Here is a 21768-nt window from a genome sequence, read left to right on the forward strand (position 1 = left end):
GGGGGGCAGCCGGGGGTCCCCGGCCCCCCCCCACTTCGCTCAAAGCGGAAATTTCCGCTCTGCGTTCCCTGCGGAGAACCGTTGCGACGTCGCACATGCAATCGCGCGGCGCGGCAACGGGTCTCGCCCTACTACTCGGATTCGCCCTCGCCGGCCGGAGCCTCGGCGTCCTCGGACTCGGCGTCGCTCTTCGTGCCGAACAGCTCGGAGGTGTCGATCGTGGCGCCACTGGTGTCGGTGACGGTGGCCCGGTCCACGACGTTGCCGAGGGCCTTGCCGCGACGGACGTCCGCGTAGACGGCGCCGAGCTGGTTCGCCTGGCCGATCTGCTGGATGAACTGCTCCGGCGGGATGCCGTAGCGCTGCGCCTGGAAGAAGATGCGCTCGGTGAGCTCCTCCTGCTCGACGGTGGTGCCCTCGGCCTCGGCGATCGCGTCGAGCAGCAGCTGCACCTTCACGGCGCGCTCGGCCGACTCGCGGGTGTCGTTGTCGAACTCCTCGCGGCTCGAGCCCTGCTCCTCGAGGAGCTGGTTGAGCTTGGTCTCGTCGTGGTCGAGCGCGTGGATGGCATCGTGCAGGGCGCCGTCGATCTCGGCCTGGACGACGGCCTCGGGCAGCGGCACCTCGACGGCCTCGAGCAGCGCGTCGAGAACCTTGTCGCGGATCTGACCGGCCTGCTCGACCTTCTTGACGCGGGAGACCCGCTCGCGCAGGTCGGCCGTGAGTTCCTCGAGCGTGTCGAACTCGCTCGCGAGCTGCGCGAATTCGTCGTCCTCGGCGGGCAGCTCGCGCTCCTTGACGCTGTTCACCGTAACGGTGACCACGGCCTCCTCGCCGGCGTGCTCACCGGCGACGAGCGTGGTGGTGAACTCCTTCGACTCCCCCGCGGACAGGCCCACGAGCGCCTCGTCGAGGCCGTCGATGAGCTGGCCCGAACCGACCTCGTGGGACAGACCGGTGGTGGAGGCCTCGGGGACCTCCTCGCCGCCGACGGTGGCGGACAGGTCGATGGACACGAAGTCGCCGTCCTGCACGGGCCGCTCGACACCGGTGAGGGTGCCGAAGCGCTGACGCAGCGACAGCAGCTGCTCCTCGACCGCCTCGTCGGTGACCTCGACGGGATCGACGGTGACCGCGATGGTGGAGAAGTCGGGGAGGGTGATCTCCGGCCGGACGTCGACCTCGGCGGTGAAGACGAGCTCGACGTTGTCCTCGAGCTTGGTGATGTCGACCTCGGGCTGGCCGATGACCTTGACCTCGTTGGCGGTCACGGCCTCGCTGTAGCGGGCCGGGATGGCGTCGTTGACGACCTGCTCGAGCACGGCGCCACGTCCGACGCGGGCCTCGAGCAGCTTGCGCGGGGCCTTGCCGGGCCGGAAGCCGGGAAGGCGGATCTGGCTGGCGAGGGCCTTGAACGCGCGGTCGAAATCAGGCTGGAGCTCCTCGAAGGGCACCTCAACGTTGATACGGACTCGCGTCGGGCTGAGCTGCTCGACGGTGCTCTTCACGGACATGCTCCTTCTGTCGTGCTCGTTGGTCGTTCGATCAAGCTGTCACCGGGTGCTCGGTCCTCCACCCGGTTCTTCCTGGTCGGGATGACAGGATTTGAACCTGCGACCCTCCGCTCCCAAAGCGGATGCGCTACCAAGCTGCGCCACATCCCGTCAACACCGGCACCCGGAACCTTCCGGGGACCCGAGGGAGAATCCTACGGCCCCCCGATTATGAAATCCAAAGCGAGGTTCGGTACAGTCTGTTCCTGCACGCGGCAGACCCGGCGATCCCGGGTCCATCGCATGCATGGGGATGTAGCTCAATGGTAGAGCCCCAGTCTTCCAAACTGGCTACGCGGGTTCGATTCCCGTCATCCCCTCCACCGGACCGTCACCGGTCCCGCTGTTCCTCGGCGTCGGCGAATTCGCAGAACGCGGTGTAGGCCCGCGACCCGTAGATCGTCGCCGGGCCGCCCTGCATCAGGAATGCGACCCCGATCGCCTCGGCGGCCTCCTGCCTGCTCGCCCCGGCCCGGACGGCGCTGCGCGCATGGGAGGCGATGCAGCCGTCGCATTCGTCGACGACGCCGATCGCGAGCGCGATCAGTTCCTTGGTCTTGGTATCCAGGGCCCCGGGGGCAAAGGCGGCCTTGCTGAGAGCATTGAAACCCTGATACACCTCGGGAATCGCCGCGCGCAGCGCCCGGTGCTGCGGATTCAATGCGTTCAGGACTTCCTGGTAGTGCCCGTGCTCGCTCATGAGCCGACGGTAGACATCCACACCCGGCACGGACACCGAATCGGCGGATTCACGTCGCCGTCACACAGCGTGCGAGAGGCGGAGCAGCCCGCCGATCTCCTCGGTGAAGGCGCGGACGAGATTCTCGGGATCGGGCACCCGCTCCGCGTCCGCCTTGAACCCCACCCGGACCTTGCCGCTGTAGCTGAAGATCGAGACGCCGAGGGTCTGCTCGCCGGCGCCCGGCACCCAGGCGAGCACACCGCGGATCTTCGTCCCCGCCATGTACCGGTCGCTCGTGGGACCGGGAACATTGGTGGTGACCCCGATCGCCTTGCCGGAGAAGAAGTCCACGAAGAACCGTTCCAGCTCCGGACCGGTCCGTCCGATCGCCTTGATCAGACCGAACGTGAGCGTCACCTCGGGAGAGTGCTTGATGACCTCCATCCGCCGGTGGGTCTCGACGATGCGTTCGAGCGGGGTCTCCAGTGCCGACGGGTACTTGAAGAGCACGAGAGCGAACTGATTCCCGAGTTCCTTCGGCAGGGGCTTGTCGAGGGGGCGAACGTTGACAGGCACCATCGTGGGCACGTCCTGCGGCTCGCCGCCGTGCTCGCGGATGTACGTCGCGAGCGCCCCGGCGACGGCTCCCATGAGCACGTCGTTGACGGTGGTGCCGGTCCGGTGACCGATGTGCTTGATGTCGTCGAGCGGAAAGGGCTCGCACCACACCGCCCGTTTGGCCGTTCCCGGTTCGCCACTGAGCGGAGTGTGCGGTTTGGGGCCGAGCACGAGCTTGTTCGCGATCTCGCCGGTGCGTTCGGCCTGGGTGAAGGCGTCGCCGAGGACATGCGGATCGAGCAGCTTGGGCAGGTCGAGCAGCATGTGGGCGGCGCCGGACGCCGCACTGGCGGTGTTCGACACCGCGGCCCCCGCGAATCTGGCTGCCCCCTCGAGAAGACCGGCATGGTGCTCGGGCACGGCGGTCCGGGCGTCGTCGAGGTCGCTGTCCGGGGTCTCCCCCGTCATCGAGAGCATCACCTGGTTGAGGGCGATGCCGTCACCAATGCAGTGGTGGAGCCGGGTGTAGACCACGGCTCCGTGCCGGTACCCGTCGATGAGGTGCATCTCCCACAACGGGCGGCGACGATCGAACGGCACCGGCATCCGCTGCTCGATGTACTGCTGCAGCGTCGCGTCGTCGCTGCGGGGCAGGGTCGTCCGGATCAGGTGGTCGTCGAGGTCGAACTCCGGGTCGTCCTCCCAATGCGGCGACCCGACGTACGTGCGCGGTTGCACCGGCCGCTGCCGGAACGACGGGTAGGTGTCGACGAACCGGCGCTGCACGAGGGACACCACGCGCGACCAGTCGACGGAGCCCTCGAAGAACATCAGCGAGTCGATGATCATGAGATTCTCGGGTCGGTCCATGTTGAGCCAGATGGTGTCCACCGGCCCCATCGCTCTGTTCACCGTGGCCGTCCCTTCTCGAGTGGGCGTTTACGAGTTTTTCACCGGTCGGCCGACCGCGGAAGGGTAATTGGCCCTCGGCCTGCTACGCGAACACCCCGCCCTGCTCGAGCAGGGCGGGGTGTTGCCGCGGTGGAGAGTGCGGTGGAGGCGCAGTCTCCTCGAGGTGCGGTCAGCGGCGGAAGAGCGCGCCGAGGGTGTGCGCCTGCGCACCCGCGGTGTCCTGGCCGCAGGTGCAGCGGTCGGGGGCGGGCACGGAGCGCATGACGGCGTCGACGTGCTGGCCGCAGCCGCCCCAGCCGGTCTTTCCGCAGTTCGGGCAGGTGACGGGGTAACACATAGGGGGTCCTCCTCGGGACGGGTAACGGGGATAGCGGGTCAGGCGCCGGCGGCGGCCTTGTGTTCGGCGACCTGGGCGTGGACCTCGGCCATGTTCAGGGCCTTGATCTGCCCGATGAGGTCTTCGAGGGCGGCCGCGGGCAGGGCGCCGGGCTGGGCGTAGACCAGCACGCCCTCGCGGAACGCCATGATCGTGGGGATCGAGCGGATGTCGGCCATGGCGGCGAGCTGCTGCTCGGCCTCGGTGTCGACCTTGGCGTGCACGACGTCCGGGTGCGCGGCCGAGGACTTGTCGAACACGGGGGCGAACGCCCGGCACGGACCGCACCACGAGGCCCAGAAGTCGACCAGGACGATGTCGTTGTCGGCGATCGTGGACTCGAAGTCCGCGAGGGTGAGATTCGTCGTTGTCATCGGGGGTTCCTTTCGTTCTTCTCGGGCGCCGGTCAGGCGGGGACGTGGGCCTCGGCCCAGGCGTTGTAGCCGCCGAGCAGGTCCGAGACGTTGTCGAAGCCCTGCGCCCGCAGCAGCGACGCGGCCACACTCGAGCGCCACCCGCCGGCGCAGTGCACCACGATCGGCTTGCCGGTCGGCACCTGCCCGAGCCGGGTCCGCAGCTGCGCCAACGGGATCGGCACCGCCCCCGGAATCACCCCGAACTCGCGTTCACCGGGATTGCGGATGTCGACCAGCGTCACCGCCTCGGCGGCCAGCAACTCGTCGAGCTGCGCGACGGTGGTACGCACCGCCGGCTGCACCAGATCGGCCAGCTCGGCCGGGAAGCGCCCGTCGTGGTCGACGGTGAGGTAACCGGCCGCGTTGTCCGACCCGATCCGGGCCAGCCGCACCGCCGCGTCCTGCTCCTCCCCCGGATAGGTGATCAACACGATCTGCTCCCCCACCTCGGCGACCATCCCGCCGGTCTCGGCGAACCGGCCGTCGAACCCGACGTTGACCGAGCCGCGCAGATGCCCGGCCGCGAAGTCGTCCACGCTGCGCGCATCGAGCACCCGGGTCCCGGCGGCCAGCTCGGCCCGCACCCGCGCCGGGCTCAGCTCCGGGATGGTGCGCCCCTGGTCGAGCAGCGGATGGATGCTCTTGTTCAACCCGGCATCGACCGAGAAGTAGGCCGGGGCGGCCGGCTGCCCCTCGGTGACCAACGCCACGAACGCCTCCTCGCTCATCGGCTGCACCGACGGGTTGCTCACCCGCTGCTCCCCGATCGTGGAGGTCAGCTCCGTCGACAGGTTCTTCCCGCACGAGGAGCCGGCGCCGTGCGCGGGCAGCACCGTGACCGCATCGGGCAGGGTCAGCAGCTTCTCGTGCACCGTGCGGTACATCGCCCGCGCCAGATCCTCGGTCGACGAATCGCCCAGGTTGACCAGGTCCGGGCGACCCACATCGCCGATGAACAACGAGTCCCCGGTCAGCACCGCGGCCGGGGTCGCCCCCGGATGCTCACGCACCAGCACCGAGATCGACTCCCAGGTGTGCCCCGGGGTGGCCAGGATCTCGAGGTCCACCTCGCCGAGCGAGAGATGCTCGCCGTCGCGCAACCGGCGGATCGGGTAGTCCGCCTCGGCGGCCTCCCCGAACCCGATCCACGCCCCGGTCGCCTCGAGCAGCTCGAGATGCCCGGAGACGAAGTCCGCGTGGAAATGGGTGTTGATCACACCCTCGATGCGCAGCCCGTGCCTGCGCGCGTCGTCGAGGTACTCGGTGACATCGCGGCGCGGATCGACCACCACCGCCCGGCCGGTGCTCTCGTCACCGATCAGGTACGACGCGTGCGACAGGCACTCGATGTAGTACTGCTCGAGAATCATTCGGTTCTCCCTCTCCTCGGTCGCGAAGACCGGTGGCGATCTGCGTTGACCCATCCTGACACATACCCCCCTGGGTATGTCAAGTACCCCCTGGGGTATGCAGGCGAAGCGCGCCGCGCCGTCGCCACGACCCCGCCGCCGCGCCTTGCACATACCCCCTCCCGTATGCTTATCATTGCTGCGGACATACCCCCCGGGGTTTATGCACGAAGACCGATCGCACACCCCCGCGATCACGACCACCGATCCGAAAGGCCCCCATGACCGAGCCGAGTCCCGCCACCCTCGATCCCACCGCCCTGCGCGAGCTCCTCGACTCCGGCAAGAACGTCCGCGTCGTGGACGTCCGCACGCCCGGCGAGTTCGAGTCCGTGCACATTCCCGGCGCCTACAACGTCCCCCTGGACCTGCTGCGCGAGCACCGCGACGAGTTCCTCGCCCACCTCGACGAGAACGTCGTCCTCGTGTGCCGGTCGGGCCAGCGCGCCACCCAGGCCGAGGAGACACTCCGCACCGCCGGGCTGTTCAATGTGCACATCCTCGAGGGCGGCATGATGGGCTGGGAAGCCAAGGGCTTCTCCGTCAACCGCGGCACCGAGCGCTGGGACCTCGAACGCCAGGTCCGCCTCGTCGCCGGCTCCATCGTGCTGACCTCCGTCCTCGGCAGCATCGCGGTACCCAAGCTCAAGTGGCTCGCCGCCGGCGTCGGCGGCGGTCTCAGCTTCGCCGCGCTCTCCAACACCTGCGCGATGGGCATGGTGCTCTCCAAGCTGCCCTACAACCGCGGCGCCTCGTGTGATCCGCAGACCATCGTCGCCCAGCTGGTCGATTCGAAGACCGCTACGGCCGAAAGGAACTGATCATGATCGCGCTGACCGTTGCGCTGGCGGTCCTCGTCGGCGTCACCCTCGGATTGCTCGGCGGCGGAGGTTCGATCCTCACCGTCCCGCTGCTGGCGTACGTCGCGGGCATGGATGCCAAGGAAGCCATCGCCACCTCGCTGCTCGTCGTCGGCGTCACCAGCGCGGTCGGCGCGATCTCCCACGCGCGGGCAGGCCGCGTCCAGTGGCGCACCGGCATCCTGTTCGGCCTGGCCGGCATGGCCGGTGCCTACGCCGGCGGCCTGCTCTCGCGCTTCATCCCCGGCAGCATCCTGCTGCTCGCCTTCGCCGCGATGATGATCGCCACCGCCATCGCCATGCTCCGCGGCCGCAAGAACAAGACCACGGGCCCGGACGGCACCCACTCCATGCCGGTCGGCAAGATCCTGCTCGACGGCGTGGTCGTCGGCCTGGTCACCGGCCTCGTCGGCGCCGGGGGCGGCTTCCTGGTCGTGCCGGCCCTGGCCCTGCTCGGCGGCCTGCCCATGCCCATCGCCGTCGGCACCTCGCTGATCGTGATCGCCATGAAGTCGTTCGCCGGCCTCGGCGGCTACCTGTCCACGGTGCAGATCGACTGGCGCCTGGCGGCAATGGTCACCGGCGCCGCCGTCGTCGGCAGCCTCATCGGCGGCCGCCTGACCTCCATGGTCGACCCGGACGCGCTGCGCAAGGGCTTCGGCTGGTTCGTCCTGATCATGTCCTCGGTCATCCTCGCCCAGGAGATCCACCCCCTCGTCGGCATCACCGCGGCGGCACTCACCCTCCTCGCCGCCGGCACCACCTACGCCTGCAGCCGCAGCGACCGCTGCCCCCTGCAGCGGCTCGGACGACGGACGGAAGCCGCCACCTCGGCCGCCTGACGGTCTCACAACCCGGACGAAAGTCACTATCGGTACCACGGCCCGGCGCCTAGAGTTCGGAGTATCCGCTCCGGATTCCCGCGCCGGGCCGTGATGCCGTCCCGGTTCGAGGTGCGGCCGGAGCGAAACCCGACTGTTCCGGCGGCCCGTGTGAGAAGTTACCGAGATGAGCAACGCATCCGACCGCCACATGCAGCAGACGGACTACCTCACCTGGAGCATGGAGAAGGATCCCGCGCTGCGCTCGACGATCGTGGCCGTCGTCCTGCTCGACGCCTCACCCGACTGGGACCGTCTGTGCGAGATGATGGACCGCGGCACCCGGGAGGTGCCCAGCTTCCGGCATCGCGTGGTCGAGGTGCCGTTCGGTCTCGCGCCGCCGCGATGGGTTGCGGATGCGAACTTCGACCTGTCCTGGCACATGCGCCGGGTCTCCCTTCCCGGACCGGCGAATTTCGACGACGTCCTCGAGTTCGCCCGGACCACGGCCATGGCCGCGTTCGACAAGGACCGGCCGCTGTGGGAGATGACGGTGGTCGACGGACTCGCCGGCGGTCAGGCCGCGCTGCTGATCAAAGTGCACCACGCCCTCACCGACGGAATCGGCGGTATGCAGATCACCGCGCGGCTGGTCGACTTCGACCGCGACGGCACGCCCCGCGAGCCGGCCCCGGAACCGCCCGCCCCGGAATCACCGGACAGCCTGGACCTGGCCGCCGAGGCGATCGGCTGGGACTGGTCCCAGCTCCGCGGACTCGCCGGACGCGGGCTGGCCTCGATCTGGCCGACCACCCGGGCGGTGGTCACCAACCCGATCGGCTCCGCCCGCAACGCCGCGGGGGTTGCGGCGTCCGTCGCCCGCTACCTGCGCCCGATCCTGCGGCTCGAATCCCCGGTCATGACGGAACGCACCCTCAGCCGCCGGCTCCACGTGATCGACGTCCCGCTCGACCAGCTGCGCGACGCCGCCCACCGCGGCGGCGCCACCCTCAACAGCGCCTTCCTGACCGCCGTCCTCGTCGGCCTGGCCGAATACCACCACCGCCACGGATCCGACGTCGACGAACTGCGGGTCACGATGCCGCTGAGCATCCGCACCGACCAGGACACCCTAGGCGGCAACCGGATCAACCTCGCGCGTTTCCCGCTTCCCGTGCGCTCCGACGACCCCCTCACGCTCATGCAGGAGGTGAACAGGATCGTCGAAGGCTGGCGCCACGAGCCGGCGGTGCCGATGGCGCAGACCCTCGCCACCCCCCTCAATCTGCTCCCCCCGGCCGTCGTCGGCGAGATGCTCAAGCACGTCGACTTCCTCGCCTCCAACGTGCCGGGTTCCCCGGTGGCGCTGTACGTGGCCGGCGCGAAGGTGGAACGGTACTACGCCTTCGGTCCCACCCTGGGCTCGGCGTTCAACGTCACTCTGATGTCGTATCTGCACACGTGCTGCGTCGGGTTCACCCTCGACACGGGGGCGGTCCCCGACCTCGAGGTGTTCGACGACTGCATGCGCGACGGATTCCACGCCGTCCTCGAAGCCTGACCCGCCGGTAGGCTGGACGGTGACCGTCCAGTCCGCCGGAAGGGACCGCCGTGGAACTCCTGCTGATCGTCGCCGTCCTCGTCGCCGTCGTGTTCCTGGTGTCCGCGGCGCAGCGGAAGAAGTCGGGGCGCGGCGCCCACGAACTCGACGACGCGAAGGCCGACGCCCGGCAGGTCATCGAGCGGCTCGGCGGGCAGATCTACAACCTCACCGGCAGCGACACCGCCTCCAAGCAGGCCCTCGCCGATGCGTCCGAGCGCTACAACGCCGCCGGGTCACAGATCGAGCAGGCCCGCACACCGGTGCAGGCACGGCTGGCCAAGCAGACCGCTCTCGAGGGCCTCTACTACATCCGGGCCGCCCGCCTCGCGATGGGCATGGACCCCGGTCCCGATATCCCCACGCTCGAGGGCCAGCAGACGGCCGGCCGCGTGACCGAGAACCGCGAGATCGACTTCGAGGGACGCACGGTGGCGGCCTCACCGGCCCCGTCGTCGCGCACCCCGAACTACTTCCCGGGCGGGCGCGTCGCGGGCCGGCCCGTGCCGGCGGGCTGGTACTCGGAGCCGTGGTGGAAGCCCGCCCTCGTCGCCGGGGCGTGGGGCGTCGGATCGATGCTGCTGTTCTCGGCGATGTTCTCCGGCATGGCCGGGGTGCCGTACGACGCGCAGGCCTTCGAGCAGGGCTTCGACTCCGGATACGACCAGGGTCTCGAGGCCGGCCAGGACGGCGGGGACTACGGCGACGCCGGCGGGGATTACGGTGGCGGCGATTACGGCGGGAGCGATTTCGGGGCCGGCGGGGACTTCGGCGGCTTCGACTTCTAGCCCACCTGGCAGGCGGGGCACCAGAACAGGTTGCGGCCCTGCATGATCGAGTGCAGCACCGGCGTGGTGCACAACCGGCACGGCTCACCCGCACGCCGGTAAACGTACGTCCGGGGACGGCCTTTGGCGTAGGCCGGTGCGCCGTGGTCGTGTTCGCGCCGCACGACGTGGATCGCGCCGCGTCGCACCCCCGTCCGCATCAGAACGACGAGATCGTCCCAGACGGCGTCGAACTCGGCTCTGGTGAGATCACGGCCGGGGCGCTGCGGATGGATGCCGTGCCGGAACAGGACCTCCGCGCGGTAGATGTTGCCCACCCCCGAGATCACGGACTGGTCCATGAGCAACGAGCCGATGGCGCTGCGGGACTTGCTGATTCGCGCCCACGCCCGTTCGGGCTCGGCGTCCCGTCGCAGCGGGTCGGGGCCGATCCGCGCGGCGATCGCCTCCACCTCGCCCGGGGTGAGGACCTCACATGCGGTCGGACCGCGCAGGTCGGTGCCGTACTCGGCGCCGACCATGCGCATCCGTACCTGACCGACCGGATCCGGCAGCGGAACCGGCGCCTCGGTGAACGAGCCGTACAGACCCAGGTGCACGTGCACCGTCAGGCCGTTGTCGTAGTGGTGCCACAGGTGCTTGCCCAGCGCCTCGGCGCGGAGCAGCACCCGGCCGTCGACGAGCGCCGCGTCGTCGGCGAAGCGGCCCTGCGGGCTCGACACCCGCACCGACGCACCCACGAAACGTCGCTGGTGCAGCCGGGCGAGCCGGTGCAGGGCTGGTCCCTCCGGCACGGTCGATCAGGCTCCGTTCGTCAGGACGGCGCGCCGGGAACTTCCGGGGCCACGCCGGACTTCTCGTACTCGCTCAGGATGTCGATGCGCCGCTGGTGCCGTTCCTCCCCCGACCACGGGGTGTCGACGAACGCGTCGACGATGGCGAGGGCCTCCTCGAGGCTGTGCATGCGCCCGCCGATGCCGATGAGCTGCGCGTTGTTGTGCTCACGGGCCAGCTTGGCGGTCTCCACGCTCCAGGCGAGGGCGCAGCGGGCGCCCGGCACCTTGTTCGCGGCGATCTGCTCGCCGTTGCCGCTGCCGCCGAGGACGATGCCGAGGCTACCCTGGTCGGCGACGACGCGGCGGGCGGCCTCGATGCAGAACGCCGGGTAGTCGTCGAGGGCGTCGTACTCGTACGCGCCGCAGTCGACGGCCTCGTGGCCGTTGGCGGTGAGATGTTCGAGGATCTGGTTCTTACGTTCGAAGCCGGCGTGGTCGGCACCCAGGTAAACGCGCATGCGTCAGATAGTAGGCAGCGCTGCTGCCGGTGCGTCCTTTGGGCGGCAGCAACCGCCCAAAGGACGCACCGGCGCCGCAGGCGCCTACTCGAAGCTCGGGTCCTCGGTGCGCGTGCGCTTGAGTTCGAAGAAGTGCGGATAGGACGCCATGGCCACCACCCCGTCCCAGATCCGGCCGGCGTCCTCGCCGCGCGGGATCCGTGAAAGCACCGGACCGAAGAACGCCACGCCGTTGACGTGGATGGTCGGCGTGCCGACGTCCGGGCCGACCGCGTCCATGCCGGCGGCGTGGCTGGCGCGCAGCGCCTCGTCGTAGGCGTCGCTGTCAGCGGCCTGCGCCAGGTGCGGATCCAGGCCCAGGTCCGCGAGGGACTTGGCGATCACCGCCGGGAAGTCCTTGTTGCCCTCGTTGTGGATCTGGGTGCCCATCGCCGTGTACAGCGGCTCGAGGATCTCGTCGCCGTACTTCTGCGCCGCGGCGATCGCCACCCGTACCGGACCCCACGCCCGCGTCATCAGTTCGCGGTAGACCTCGGGCAGGTCGTCCTTGCCCTCGTTGAGCACCGCCAGGCTCATGACGTGGAACTTCGCCTCGATGTCGCGGACCTGCGCCACCTCCAGAATCCAGCGCGAGGTGATCCAGCACCACGGGCACAACGGGTCGAACCAGAAGTCGGCGGTGTCCTTGGAAGTCGGGTCGCTCACGGGGTCTCCTCGCTGCAGGAATTCGGACTACGGTCCGATTCAACGTCGGCCATCGCCGAATTCTTCCCGAACCGCCGGTTCCCGCGCCGTCGCCGACGTACCGTCGAAAGACCGGTGCCGCACGGAACGGGGATGCGCGATGTCCAACGAGAAACTCTTCGTCATCGTCGGCGGCGGGCTCGCCGGGGCCAAGACGGCCGAGCAGTTGCGCGCCCGCGACTTCCCCGGCCGGATCCTCCTCCTGGGCGAGGAGGAACACCTCCCCTACGAGCGACCACCGCTGTCGAAGGACTACTTCGCCGGCAAGAAGCAGCTTTCGGAGTTCACCGTGCAGCACGGTGACTGGTACCGCGACCACCGCGTCGAGGTCGAACTCGGCGTCACCGTCACCGCGCTCGATCCGGCCGCCCACACGGTCACGCTGCCCGACGGTTCCACCGTGCGCTACGACAAGCTCGCCCTCGCGACCGGCTCGCGCTCGCGGCGCATCCCGCTGCCGGGCGTCGACGCCGCGGGCGTGCACATGTTGCGCACCGTCGAGCAGTCCGACGCGCTGCTTGCCGCCGTCCGCCGCGACGCGGGGCCGGCGGCGCACCTGGCGATCGTCGGTGCCGGCTGGATCGGTCTCGAGATCGCCGCCGGGGCGCGCGGGCACGGCGCGGACGTCACCGTCGTCGAGGCCGCCCCCCAGCCCCTGTCCGCCGCGCTCGGTGAGCAGATGGGAGCCGTCTTCGCGAAGCTGCACCGCGATCACGGCGTGGACCTGCGCACCTCGACGACGGTGTCGGAGATCCTCACCGCCGAGGACCGCGCGAGCGGGCTTCGGCTCGGCGACGGCACCGAGATCCGGGCCGACGCGGTCCTCCTCGCGGTGGGCGCACAGCCCAACGTCGAACTGGCCCGCGACGCGGGACTGGCGATGGAGGACGGCGGAGTGCTGGTCGATGCGTCCCTGGCCACCAGCGATCCGGACATCGTGGCGGTCGGTGACATCGCCGCCGCCGAGCATCCGCTGCTCCGGACCCGGATCCGGGTCGAGCACTGGGCCAACGCGCTCCACCAGCCCGACGTCGCGGCCGCCACTATGCTGGGCCGGCCCGCCTCCTACGACCGTCTGCCGTACTTCTTCACCGACCAGTACGACCTCGGCATGGAGTACGTCGGGCACGCACCCGGCGACGCGCGGGTGATCACGCGCGGCGACGTCGACTCCCGGCAGTTCCTCGCGTTCTGGCTCGACGCGGCCGGGCGGGTCTGCGCCGCGATGAACGTCAACATCTGGGACGCGGGCGACGACATCCGCGCGCTGATCTCCTCCGGCGAATCCGTCGACCCCCACCGGCTCTCCGATCCGGAGGTGCCGCTCGCGGAGGTCGCCGGGTGAACCGGTCCCTCACATGATGGGATGGCAGGCGAGTCGCATCCCGTCGTGAGAAGGAGTTTTCCGTGGCACCACCGAATCTGACCCGCGAGCAGGCGGCCGAGCGGTCCGCGGTCCTGACCGTCGACAACTACCGCATCGAACTCGACCTGACCGACGGCGCGGGCGCTCCGGGAACCACCACGTTCCGTTCGACCACCACCGTCACGTTCGACGCCACGGAGGGTGCGTCGACCTTCGTCGACCTGATCGCGCAGACCGTGCACTCGGCCACCCTCAACGGCAAGCCCGTCGACATCTCCGGATACACCGAGGAGAGCGGGATCGCGCTGAGCGGACTGGCCGCGCGCAACGAACTGACCGTCGAGGCGGACTGCCTCTACACCAACACCGGCGAGGGCCTGCACCGGTTCGTCGATCCCACCGACGGCGCGGTCTACCTGTACTCGCAGTTCGAGACGGCCGACGCCAAGCGGATGTTCGCGTGCTTCGACCAGCCGGACCTGAAAGCCACGTTCGACATCTCGGTGAGCGCGCCCGCCGACTGGAAGGTGATCTCCAATGCCGCGACGGTGAACACCGTCGCCGCCGACCCCGGACGGCACGTCTTCCGCACCACGCCCCGGATGAGCACCTACCTCGTGGCGCTGATCGCCGGACCGTACACCGAGTGGACCGACACCTACACCGACGCGCACGGCACCATCCCGCTCGGCATCTACTGCCGTGCCTCCCTGGCCGAGTTCATGGACGCCGAGCGGCTGTTCACCGAGACCAAGCAGGGCTTCGGGTTCTACCACGAGAACTTCGGCATGCCGTACGCGTTCGGGAAGTACGACCAGCTGTTCGTTCCCGAGTTCAACGCCGGCGCGATGGAGAACGCCGGCGCGGTGACATTCCTCGAGGACTACGTGTTCCGCTCGAAGGTCACCCGCTACTCGTACGAGCGTCGCGCCGAGACGGTGCTGCACGAGATGGCACACATGTGGTTCGGCGACCTGGTGACCATGCGCTGGTGGGACGACCTGTGGCTCAACGAGTCGTTCGCGACCTTCGCCTCGGTGCTGTGCCAGTCGCGTGCCACCGAGTACACCAACGCGTGGACCACGTTCGCGAACGTCGAGAAGTCGTGGGCCTACCGCCAGGATCAGCTCCCCTCGACCCATCCGATCGCCGCGGACATCCCCGACCTCGCGGCGGTAGAGGTCAACTTCGACGGCATCACCTACGCCAAGGGCGCGTCCGTGCTCAAGCAGCTCGTCGCCTACGTCGGCGAGGAACCGTTCCTCGCCGGCCTGCGGGACTACTTCCGTGAGCACGCGTTCGCCAATGCCACGTTCGACGATCTGCTGGCGGCCCTCGAGAAGTCGTCGGGCCGGGACCTGTCGGGGTGGGGCGCGCAGTGGCTCAAGACCACCGGCCTGAACATCCTGCGCCCCGATTTCGACGTCGACGACGACGGGCGGTTCACCCGCTTCGCGGTGATCCAGGAGGGCTCCGACCCCGGCGCCGGGGAACGCCGGGTGCACCGGCTCGCGATCGGGGTGTACGACGACGACGGTTCGGGCAAGCTGCTCCGCACGCACCGCGTCGAGATCGATCTCGACGCCACCGAGCGCACCGAGGTGCCGGAGCTCGTCGGCGTCGGCCGCGGCAAGCTGGTGCTCGTCAACGACGACGACCTTACGTACTGCTCCGTGCGGCTCGATCCCCAGTCGCTCGAGGTGCTGATGGACCGGATCGGCGACATCGCCGAGCCGCTGCCGCGCACCCTGGCATGGTCCGCCGCATGGGAGATGACCCGGCAGGCCGAGCTGAAGGCCCGCGACTTCGTGGCGCTGATCCAGCGCGGCGTCGCGACCGAGACGGAGGTCGGCGTGGTCCAGCGGCTGCTGATGCAGGCGCACACCGCCCTCGGCAGCTACGCCGATCCCGGCTGGGCGGCCGAGCGGGGCTGGAACGACTACGCGAACCGGCTGCTGGAACTGGCCCGCGAGGCGCAGCCGGGCTCGGACCATCAGCTCGCGTTCGTCAACGCGTTGACCACGGCCCGGCTCGCGCCGTGGCACACCGAGGTGCTCGGAGAACTGCTCGGCGCCGAGCCTTCCAGCGTCGGGCTGGCCGGACTGGTCGTCGACACGGATCTGCGGTGGCGGATCGTGCAGGCGCTGGCCGCGGCCGGGGAGATCGACGCGGAGGGCGTGGAGTCGCCGTTCATCGACGCCGAGGCCGAGCGGGATCCGACGGCCGCCGGTGCACGACAGGCGGCCACCGCGCGGGCGACGCGCCCGCAGGAGGCTGTCAAGCAGCAGGTGTGGGACACGGTGGTGGGCGACGACTCGATCCCGAACATCACCGCCCGCGCGATCATCGGCGGCTTCGCGCCGGCCGGGCAGTCGGAGCTGCTCGAGCCCTACGTCGCGCGGTATTTCGCCGACGTTCCGGGCGTGTGGGAGCGCCGCTCCAGCGAGGTCGCGCAGACCGTCGTCGTGGGCCTGTACCCGTCGTGGTCGATCAGCGAGGCCTCCGTCGCCGCGGCCGACGAGTTCCTCGCCGGTGAGCATCCGCCCGCGCTGCGCCGGCTGATCAGCGAGGGACGCGCGGGGATCGTCCGGTCGCTGAAGGCGCGGGCGTTCGACGCGTCCTAGCCGCAACACGCGTGTGGCCGAATGTCACATCGTGTCGATCTGATCGACGTGATGTGACATTCGGCCACAGAGGCGAGGGGGAACTACGGCGCGGTGATCGCGTTCGCCATGACGCGGATCGCGCTGACGATGCCGTCGATCAGGTCGTCCTGCCCGAACGACGAGATCGCGGCGGTCACGCCGAGCTGCGTGACCCGGTTGTCGACGCGGTCCGCGACGCCGCGTCCGCTGCGGATCTCGATGGAGCGCTGGTTCGGGTACACGGCGATGAGCACCGAGTTCGGCGCCTCCGGCGTGGTCGGGAACACCGCGTCGGTGGTTGCCGCCGGATCGGTGGCGTCCGCGACGTAGACGTTGAAGCGCACCTTCGTCGCCCGGGTGGCCTCGGTGAGCGCATCGTCGAGAGCGATCATGTCGCGGTCGCGGAACGGCGGGCCCTCGAACAGGCCGTCGAGGGGGCGGGTCCGGGAGATCCGGCCGCTCGCCGTCAGCGCCGCACCGTACGGCAGTTCCGCGGGAGCCACAGCCGTCCGGCCGTGCATCACGTCACCACTTGCCACTTGCCCTACCTCCGATCGGGTCGACCGGCGCGCCGGCGACGAGTTCATGATGCCCACCGTGGTGGCCGTGCGTGGTGACCTCGTCGACCGCGCTCCACAGCATCGGCTCGTGGTCCCACGTGTCCCCGAGCTTGTACTCGGCGGGCCGCGTGCCCGGAACCGGCTTCGTGAAGACGGAGAAGACCCCGAGTATCACGATGATCGCCACCGGGATGGCAACGAATATGAGGGTTGTCTCGAGAATGCTCACATCGCAAACGGTAGCCCAGCATGTGCGATCCCGGCGCGCTTGCCCCGACTTGCGGCGGCGCGGATCAGGCCGCACCCTCGCCCAGGTACGGCAACCAGGTCGGATGCAGCTCCGGCAGCGTCGCCAGCAGCCGCCAGTGCCGGCCCTTCGGGGGCACGAGCGCGGCGCGCAGCGTCCAGCCGAGTTCGCTGAGCAGCTTGTCGGCCTTGCGGTGATTGCACGACGCGCAGCACGCCACGCAGTTCTCCCACGAGTGTTCACCACCGCGGCTGCGCGGCACCACGTGGTCGATGGTCTCGGCCTTGGCGCCGCAGTAGGCGCACCGGTTCCGGTCGCGGTGCATGAGCGCGGCGCGGGTCATCGGCACCCGCGCGTGGTACGGCACGTGCACGAAGCTCCGGAGCCGGATCACCCACGGAATCTGCACCGCCCATTCCGCGGATCGCACCAGCGGGCCGAGCGGATCCTCGTGCACGGTGTCGGCCTTGCCGCCGGCCATGAGCACGACCGCACGACGGGCGGGCAGCGCGGTGAGCGGTTCGTAGGTGGCGTTGAGCAGTAGAACGCGGCGTTTGACCCAGTCCGGGACGGCGTCGTCGCGTACGACACACAGGGAGTTGGCCCCCGGCGCTCCGTTGTGGGCGTCGGCGGGCGGGAGTTGTCGATGTGCGATGCGTCGGTGCTTCATACGACCTCCGGAAGACTGCTCACAAGTGGACCACGGATCTACGCACGTCGCACGCCGATTCTGTCGACTTTCCGGGTCCCGGGGGTGAACATCCGGTGCCGGGGACGTCCGATTGGGGTGCGCACTCACGGAACCGGCACAATGGACGAGCGAGAGGGACGGTGAGCAGAACTGATGAGTGACGAGCAGACCTTCTACGACGCGGTCGGCGGCGCCGAGACTTTCCACAAGCTCACGGCGCGCTTCTACGAGGAAGTGGCCGAGGACGAGATCGTCCGCCCGCTGTACCCGGAGGAGGACCTCGGCCCGGCGGAACGGCGCATGCGGATGTTCCTCGAGCAGTACTGGGGCGGACCGCGCACCTACTCGGACGAGCGCGGGCACCCACGGCTGCGGATGCGGCACCACCCGTTCCGGATCGGCCCGCTCGAACGGGACGCCTGGCTGCGCTGCATGCACACGGCGATCGCGTCGATCGACTCGCAGACGCTCGACGACGAGCACCGCAGCCAGCTGATCGCGTACATGGAGATGGCGGCGGACTCGATGATGAACTCGCCGATCTGAGGGCGGCCACGTTCGAGTCGTGGCCCACCTGTCGGTTTGGCACTATGGGTGGCTGTGAGCACTCCCCCCGGCACCCCTGCACAACGCTGGTGGGCGGACGCCGTCTTCTACCAGGTGTACCCCCGCTCGTTCGCCGACTCGAACGGAGACGGCGTCGGCGACCTCGACGGGATCCGTGACAAACTCGGATACCTGGAACTGCTGGGGGTCGACGCGATCTGGCTGAACCCGGTGATGCGCTCACCGATGGCCGACCACGGCTACGACGTGTCCGACCCCCGCGACGTCGATCCCCTGTTCGGCGACCTCGCCGCCCTGGACGCCCTCGTCGAGGCCGCCCACGCCCGCCGGATCCGCGTCATGATGGACCTGGTCCCCAACCACACGAGTTCCGAACATCCCTGGTTCCGGGAGGCGCTGGCCGCCGCGCCCGACAGCCCCGAGCGGGCCCGGTACCACTTCCGCGACGGCCGCGGGCCGAACGGCGACCTGCCGCCCAACAACTGGCCGAGCGTGTTCGGCGGCCCCGCGTGGACCCGCGTGACCCAACCCGACGGCACCCCCGGACAGTGGTACCTGCACCTGTTCGCACCGGAGCAGCCGGACCTGAACTGGCGCAACGACGAGGTGTTCGAGGACCTGGAGAAGACCCTGCGGTTCTGGCTGGACCGCGGCGTCGACGGCTTCCGCATCGACGTCGCCCACGGCATGGCCAAGCCCGGCGGGCTACCCGACTTCGACCACTGGGAACAGAACCGGCTGCTGCGGCACTTCGACGACGACCCGCGGTTCAACAACGCCGAGGTCCACGACATCCACCGCCGGATCCGCTCGGTGCTCGACGAGTATCCGGACACCGTGGCCGTCGGTGAGATCTGGGTGCACGACCACGTGCTGTTCTCGGAGTACCTGCGCCCCGACGAACTGCACCTGGGGTTCAACTTCCACCTTGCGCTCGCGGGGTGGGATGCCGCCGAGATCCGGGAGGCGATCGACGTGTCGCTCGCCGCGGTCGCGCCGATCGGCGGGGTCGCGACGTGGACGCTGTCCAATCACGACATCGAGCGTGAGGTGACGCGCTACGGCGGCGGTCCGCTGGGGCGCGACCGCGCGCGGGCGATGATCCTCGTCGAGCTGGCGCTGCCCGGTGCGGCCTTCCTCTACAACGGTGCCGAACTCGGCCTGCCCAACGTCGACGACCTGCCCGAGGAGGTGCTGCAGGACCCGGTGTGGGCGCGGTCCGGGCACACCGACCGCGGCCGGGACGGGTGCCGGGTCCCGATGCCGTGGGAGGGCACCCAGCCGCCGTTCGGCTTCACCACCGCATCGCAGACGTGGCTGCCGCAGCCGGACACGTGGGCCGAGCTGACCGTCGAGGCGCAGCTCGAGGACGTCTCGTCCACCCTGTCGTTGTACCGGGCGGCGCTCGAGGCGCGACGGCGGCGGCCGGAGTTCGACGGCGCCGACGTGGACTGGTACGGCAGTCCGCCCGGGTGCCTGGCGTTCCGCCGCTCCGGTGGGCTGATCTGCGCCCTCAACACCACCGAGCACCCGGTGGAGATGCCGCCGGGCACGGTGATCCTGTCCAGCGCGCCGCTGGTGGACGGGCAGCTGCCCGGCAACGGCGCGGCGTGGCTGATCTGACGGCACGCCGCTCGCCGGCGAGCGCGGTCGCCCTGGTGCTGGCGGCGTCCGCGCTGTTCGGGACGACGGGCACCGCGCAGGCCCTCGGTTCGCGTGCGCTCGGTGTCCCGTTGGACGCCGTCGCGGTCGGGGCGGGCCGCATCGTGCTGGCCGGGACGGTGCTCGCGCTGTTCGCGCGGGTCCGTAGCCCGCTGTTCCCGGCGGGCCGCCGGTTGCCGACGCTGCTCGGCGCCGGCGGCGTGGTGATGTATCAACTGGGGTTCTTCACCGCGGTGCAGACCGCGGGCGTCGCGGCGGGCACGATGATCGCGCTCGGGTCCGGACCGGCGTTCACCGGGCTGCTGCAGTGGCTGGTGTCCCGGCGCCGCCCCGGCCGCGTGTGGGCAGTGTCGACGGCGATCGCGGTCGTCGGGCTCGTCCTCATCGTCGCCGGATCGGGCGACGGCACCTCCGCGGGCGCCGGTTCCGTCGCGGCCGGGGCCCTGCCCGCGCTTGCGGCCGGCCTGGGCTACGCGACGTACACCGTCGCGGGTGCCGCCCTGCTCGGCCGCGACGCCACCCCGGCCGCGTCGATGGGCGCGATGTTCGGGCTGGCGGCGGTGCCCATGGCGGCGATCCTGCTGGCACAGTGGCCGGGCGGTCTCGACAGCGCGGCCGGCGCGACCACCGTCGTCTATCTCGCCCTCGTCCCCACGGTGCTCGCCTACCTGCTGTTCGCGCTCGGCCTGCGCACACTGTCGCCCGCGGCGGTGACCACCCTCACGCTCGCGGAACCGGTGGTGGCGGCCGCGCTCGGTGTGCTGGTGCTCGGCGAGCGGCTCGGCCCGGTGGCCCTCGCGGGGACGGTGGTCGTGGTCGCGGCGCTGACGCTGCTGGGCCGGAATCTCGGCGGCGGTGTCAGCGCACGCTGAGGCCGAGACCACCGCCGCGGCGGAGGTACACGGATCCGTAGCGGGCGTCGAGCCGCAGCCATGTCGGCGACGCCCGCACGCGCACCACCTCGGCCGGGTCGATCCGGTCGAGGTCGATCTCCGCCGTCGCACGGGCACCGCCCGTGGGCACGAACCCCATGGCATTGAGCGCGAACACCAGCCGCATCGGCACCCCGGCCCGCTCTCCCCCACCGGCGACCTCGAGCACCTCCTGCGCCAGCAGCGACGACGGCGGTCCCTGTCCCTGCTCGCGACTGAGCGTGACGCCGCGCTGCGCGAGGTCCACGAGGACGCGGGCGGGGACGTCGTCGAGGTGGATGTACCCGGCATCCGGAGGCAGGGCCCCGCGCCACGCCGAGTCCATCGCCCACCCCGGGTCCATCCCGTCGCCGCCGGCGGCGACGAGGGTCGCGCGCAGCCCGTCCGCGGCGACGGTCGTGTCCGCCGGGGCGACCGTGCCGCGCAGCACCCGGGCGGCGAGGGCGTCGAACCCGGTGTTCACCCACGCCGAGAGCAGCCCGTCGGGGCGCTGCCGCAGCCGCACGACAGCGGCCTCGTCGAGCCGGACCGCGCGGGTCAGGAACGCGACGAGGTCGGAGCGGTCGGCGGGGTCCGGGACCTGCAGCCACCGTTCGGGTGACGCCCCGGCCGCACTGAGGGAATCAGCCACGACGCCACCGCTGCAGGTACTCGCGTTCGGGGTCGGTGAGCCGGCGCAGCCGCTGGGTACCGATGTCGAACGCCGCGATCTGGGTGGAGGCGACCACCGAGGGCGTGGCGTCGGCGGGCGCGCCGCCGGGCCGGACCTCGTAGCCGATGGTGAAGTCGACCGCCCGCACCTGCTCGACCCACATCAGCACGTCCAGCGGGCTGTCCTCGTGCCGCAACTGGCCGCGGTACCGCACGTGCAGGTCGGCGATGACGGCACCCTCCCGCAGGTTCACGGTGGGCCGGCCGTCGGCGAACAGCCATGGGATGCGGGCCTCCTCGAGGAGGGTGACCATGCGCGCGTGGTTGATGTGCTGGAACGCGTCCATGTCGGACCAGCGCACCTCCACCGCGGTGTGGAAGCCGAACTGCTCGGTCGCGTCCCTCACTGCGCGGGCCCCGCGGCTCCACGGTGC

Annotated in this window: 23 protein-coding genes and 2 tRNA genes; 10 read left to right on the forward strand and 15 right to left on the reverse strand. The window is 70.2% G+C overall.

Annotated features, from left to right (window positions below; translation table 11 throughout):
* Positions 1-131 precede the first annotated feature (131 nt).
* Together tig and ACWPOB_RS18175 are read right to left on the reverse strand one after the other, a co-directional pair.
* The gene (gene tig / locus ACWPOB_RS18170; protein WP_455401685.1) at positions 132-1508 is read right to left on the reverse strand and encodes a trigger factor; all 1377 of its coding nucleotides are present in this window, start codon (positions 1506-1508) and stop codon (positions 132-134) included.
* A gap of 79 nt (positions 1509-1587) precedes the next feature.
* A tRNA-Pro gene (locus tag ACWPOB_RS18175) sits at positions 1588-1664 on the reverse strand.
* Between the two features lie 138 nt (positions 1665-1802).
* Between ACWPOB_RS18175 and ACWPOB_RS18180 the strand changes: the two genes are divergently transcribed.
* Positions 1803-1876 (forward strand) — tRNA-Gly (locus ACWPOB_RS18180).
* Between the two features lie 8 nt (positions 1877-1884).
* Here ACWPOB_RS18180 and ACWPOB_RS18185 read toward each other — a convergent pair.
* The 5 genes from ACWPOB_RS18185 to ACWPOB_RS18205 all read right to left on the reverse strand — a co-directional run bounded on the left by ACWPOB_RS18185 (position 1885) and on the right by ACWPOB_RS18205 (position 5867).
* Positions 1885-2253, reverse strand: coding sequence for a carboxymuconolactone decarboxylase family protein (locus ACWPOB_RS18185; protein ID WP_455401686.1), 369 nt, complete (start codon positions 2251-2253; stop codon positions 1885-1887).
* 60 nt (positions 2254-2313) lie between these two features.
* Positions 2314-3705 (reverse strand): wax ester/triacylglycerol synthase family O-acyltransferase, encoded by a 1392-nt coding sequence (locus tag ACWPOB_RS18190; RefSeq protein WP_455401687.1) that lies wholly within the window; start codon positions 3703-3705, stop codon positions 2314-2316.
* Positions 3706-3874: 169 nt separating this feature from the next.
* A complete protein-coding gene (locus ACWPOB_RS18195; protein WP_455401688.1) occupies positions 3875-4042 on the reverse strand; it encodes a hypothetical protein in 168 nt (55 codons plus the stop codon).
* A 38-nt stretch (positions 4043-4080) separates the two neighbouring features.
* Positions 4081-4455 (reverse strand): thioredoxin, encoded by a 375-nt coding sequence (gene trxA / locus ACWPOB_RS18200; RefSeq protein ID WP_455401689.1) that lies wholly within the window; start codon positions 4453-4455, stop codon positions 4081-4083.
* Between the two features lie 32 nt (positions 4456-4487).
* Complete coding sequence (locus ACWPOB_RS18205) at positions 4488-5867, reverse strand: MBL fold metallo-hydrolase (RefSeq protein ID WP_455401690.1); 1380 nt, start codon at positions 5865-5867, stop codon at positions 4488-4490.
* 260 nt (positions 5868-6127) lie between these two features.
* On the opposite strand from ACWPOB_RS18205, the gene ACWPOB_RS18210 reads away from it, so the two are divergent.
* The 4 genes from ACWPOB_RS18210 (at position 6128) to ACWPOB_RS18225 (ending at position 9975) form a co-directional block, all read left to right on the forward strand.
* Positions 6128-6727: a rhodanese-like domain-containing protein gene (locus ACWPOB_RS18210; protein ID WP_165042649.1), complete on the forward strand. Its 600-nt coding sequence runs from the start codon at positions 6128-6130 to the stop codon at positions 6725-6727.
* Positions 6728-6729: 2 nt separating this feature from the next.
* Entirely contained in the window at positions 6730-7608 is an 879-nt protein-coding gene (locus tag ACWPOB_RS18215; RefSeq protein ID WP_455401691.1) for a sulfite exporter TauE/SafE family protein, read from the forward strand.
* Positions 7609-7774: 166 nt separating this feature from the next.
* A complete protein-coding gene (locus tag ACWPOB_RS18220; RefSeq protein ID WP_455401692.1) occupies positions 7775-9148 on the forward strand; it encodes a wax ester/triacylglycerol synthase domain-containing protein in 1374 nt (457 codons plus the stop codon).
* Between the two features lie 50 nt (positions 9149-9198).
* Positions 9199-9975: a hypothetical protein gene (locus ACWPOB_RS18225; RefSeq protein ID WP_100056220.1), complete on the forward strand. Its 777-nt coding sequence runs from the start codon at positions 9199-9201 to the stop codon at positions 9973-9975.
* On the opposite strand, the gene ACWPOB_RS18230 is transcribed toward ACWPOB_RS18225, so the two are convergent.
* The 3 genes from ACWPOB_RS18230 to ACWPOB_RS18240 all read right to left on the reverse strand — a co-directional run bounded on the left by ACWPOB_RS18230 (position 9972) and on the right by ACWPOB_RS18240 (position 11974).
* Entirely contained in the window at positions 9972-10769 is a 798-nt protein-coding gene (locus ACWPOB_RS18230) for an Fpg/Nei family DNA glycosylase (protein ID WP_455401693.1), read from the reverse strand. The genes ACWPOB_RS18225 and ACWPOB_RS18230 overlap by 4 nt on opposite strands.
* A gap of 20 nt (positions 10770-10789) precedes the next feature.
* Positions 10790-11269 (reverse strand): ribose-5-phosphate isomerase, encoded by a 480-nt coding sequence (locus ACWPOB_RS18235; RefSeq protein ID WP_455401694.1) that lies wholly within the window; start codon positions 11267-11269, stop codon positions 10790-10792.
* Between the two features lie 84 nt (positions 11270-11353).
* Positions 11354-11974 carry a mycothiol-dependent nitroreductase Rv2466c family protein gene (locus ACWPOB_RS18240; protein WP_455401695.1) on the reverse strand — a complete coding sequence of 207 codons (621 nt, stop codon included), beginning with the start codon at positions 11972-11974 and terminating at the stop codon, positions 11354-11356.
* Positions 11975-12113: 139 nt separating this feature from the next.
* Between ACWPOB_RS18240 and ACWPOB_RS18245 the strand changes: the two genes are divergently transcribed.
* Both ACWPOB_RS18245 and pepN read left to right on the forward strand, forming a co-directional pair.
* The gene (locus ACWPOB_RS18245; protein WP_455401696.1) at positions 12114-13358 is read left to right on the forward strand and encodes an NAD(P)/FAD-dependent oxidoreductase; all 1245 of its coding nucleotides are present in this window, start codon (positions 12114-12116) and stop codon (positions 13356-13358) included.
* A gap of 62 nt (positions 13359-13420) precedes the next feature.
* The gene (gene pepN / locus ACWPOB_RS18250) at positions 13421-16003 is read left to right on the forward strand and encodes an aminopeptidase N (RefSeq protein WP_455401697.1); all 2583 of its coding nucleotides are present in this window, start codon (positions 13421-13423) and stop codon (positions 16001-16003) included.
* A gap of 83 nt (positions 16004-16086) precedes the next feature.
* Here pepN and ACWPOB_RS18255 read toward each other — a convergent pair whose 3' ends face one another.
* The 3 genes from ACWPOB_RS18255 to ACWPOB_RS18265 form a co-directional block, all read right to left on the reverse strand.
* Positions 16087-16563: a DUF5130 family protein gene (locus ACWPOB_RS18255; RefSeq protein WP_455401698.1), complete on the reverse strand. Its 477-nt coding sequence runs from the start codon at positions 16561-16563 to the stop codon at positions 16087-16089.
* Positions 16550-16813: an aa3-type cytochrome oxidase subunit CtaJ gene (ctaJ, locus tag ACWPOB_RS18260; protein WP_100057707.1), complete on the reverse strand. Its 264-nt coding sequence runs from the start codon at positions 16811-16813 to the stop codon at positions 16550-16552. Before ctaJ ends, ACWPOB_RS18255 begins: the two co-directional genes overlap by 14 nt.
* A 64-nt stretch (positions 16814-16877) precedes the next feature.
* The gene (locus ACWPOB_RS18265) at positions 16878-17501 is read right to left on the reverse strand and encodes an HNH endonuclease (protein ID WP_006930548.1); all 624 of its coding nucleotides are present in this window, start codon (positions 17499-17501) and stop codon (positions 16878-16880) included.
* A gap of 174 nt (positions 17502-17675) precedes the next feature.
* On the opposite strand from ACWPOB_RS18265, the gene ACWPOB_RS18270 reads away from it, so the two are divergent.
* Genes ACWPOB_RS18270 through ACWPOB_RS18280 form a run of 3 tightly spaced genes read left to right on the forward strand, consistent with a single transcriptional unit; the run spans position 17676 to position 20623 of the window.
* Positions 17676-18068: a globin gene (locus tag ACWPOB_RS18270; protein ID WP_100057706.1), complete on the forward strand. Its 393-nt coding sequence runs from the start codon at positions 17676-17678 to the stop codon at positions 18066-18068.
* Positions 18069-18122: 54 nt separating this feature from the next.
* Positions 18123-19712, forward strand: a complete 1590-nt coding sequence (locus ACWPOB_RS18275) for a glycoside hydrolase family 13 protein (protein ID WP_455401699.1) — start codon at positions 18123-18125, stop codon at positions 19710-19712.
* The gene (locus ACWPOB_RS18280; RefSeq protein WP_455401700.1) at positions 19700-20623 is read left to right on the forward strand and encodes a DMT family transporter; all 924 of its coding nucleotides are present in this window, start codon (positions 19700-19702) and stop codon (positions 20621-20623) included. Before ACWPOB_RS18275 ends, ACWPOB_RS18280 begins: the two co-directional genes overlap by 13 nt.
* Here ACWPOB_RS18280 and ACWPOB_RS18285 read toward each other — a convergent pair.
* Both ACWPOB_RS18285 and ACWPOB_RS18290 read right to left on the reverse strand, forming a co-directional pair.
* Positions 20610-21314 carry a hypothetical protein gene (locus ACWPOB_RS18285; protein WP_455401701.1) on the reverse strand — a complete coding sequence of 235 codons (705 nt, stop codon included), beginning with the start codon at positions 21312-21314 and terminating at the stop codon, positions 20610-20612. The two genes, ACWPOB_RS18280 and ACWPOB_RS18285, sit on opposite strands and share 14 nt — an antisense overlap.
* A complete protein-coding gene (locus ACWPOB_RS18290) occupies positions 21307-21741 on the reverse strand; it encodes an acyl-CoA thioesterase (RefSeq protein WP_100057396.1) in 435 nt (144 codons plus the stop codon). Before ACWPOB_RS18290 ends, ACWPOB_RS18285 begins: the two co-directional genes overlap by 8 nt.
* Positions 21742-21768: the final 27 nt, after the last annotated feature.

The organism is Rhodococcus sp. 2H158, assembly GCF_053764755.1.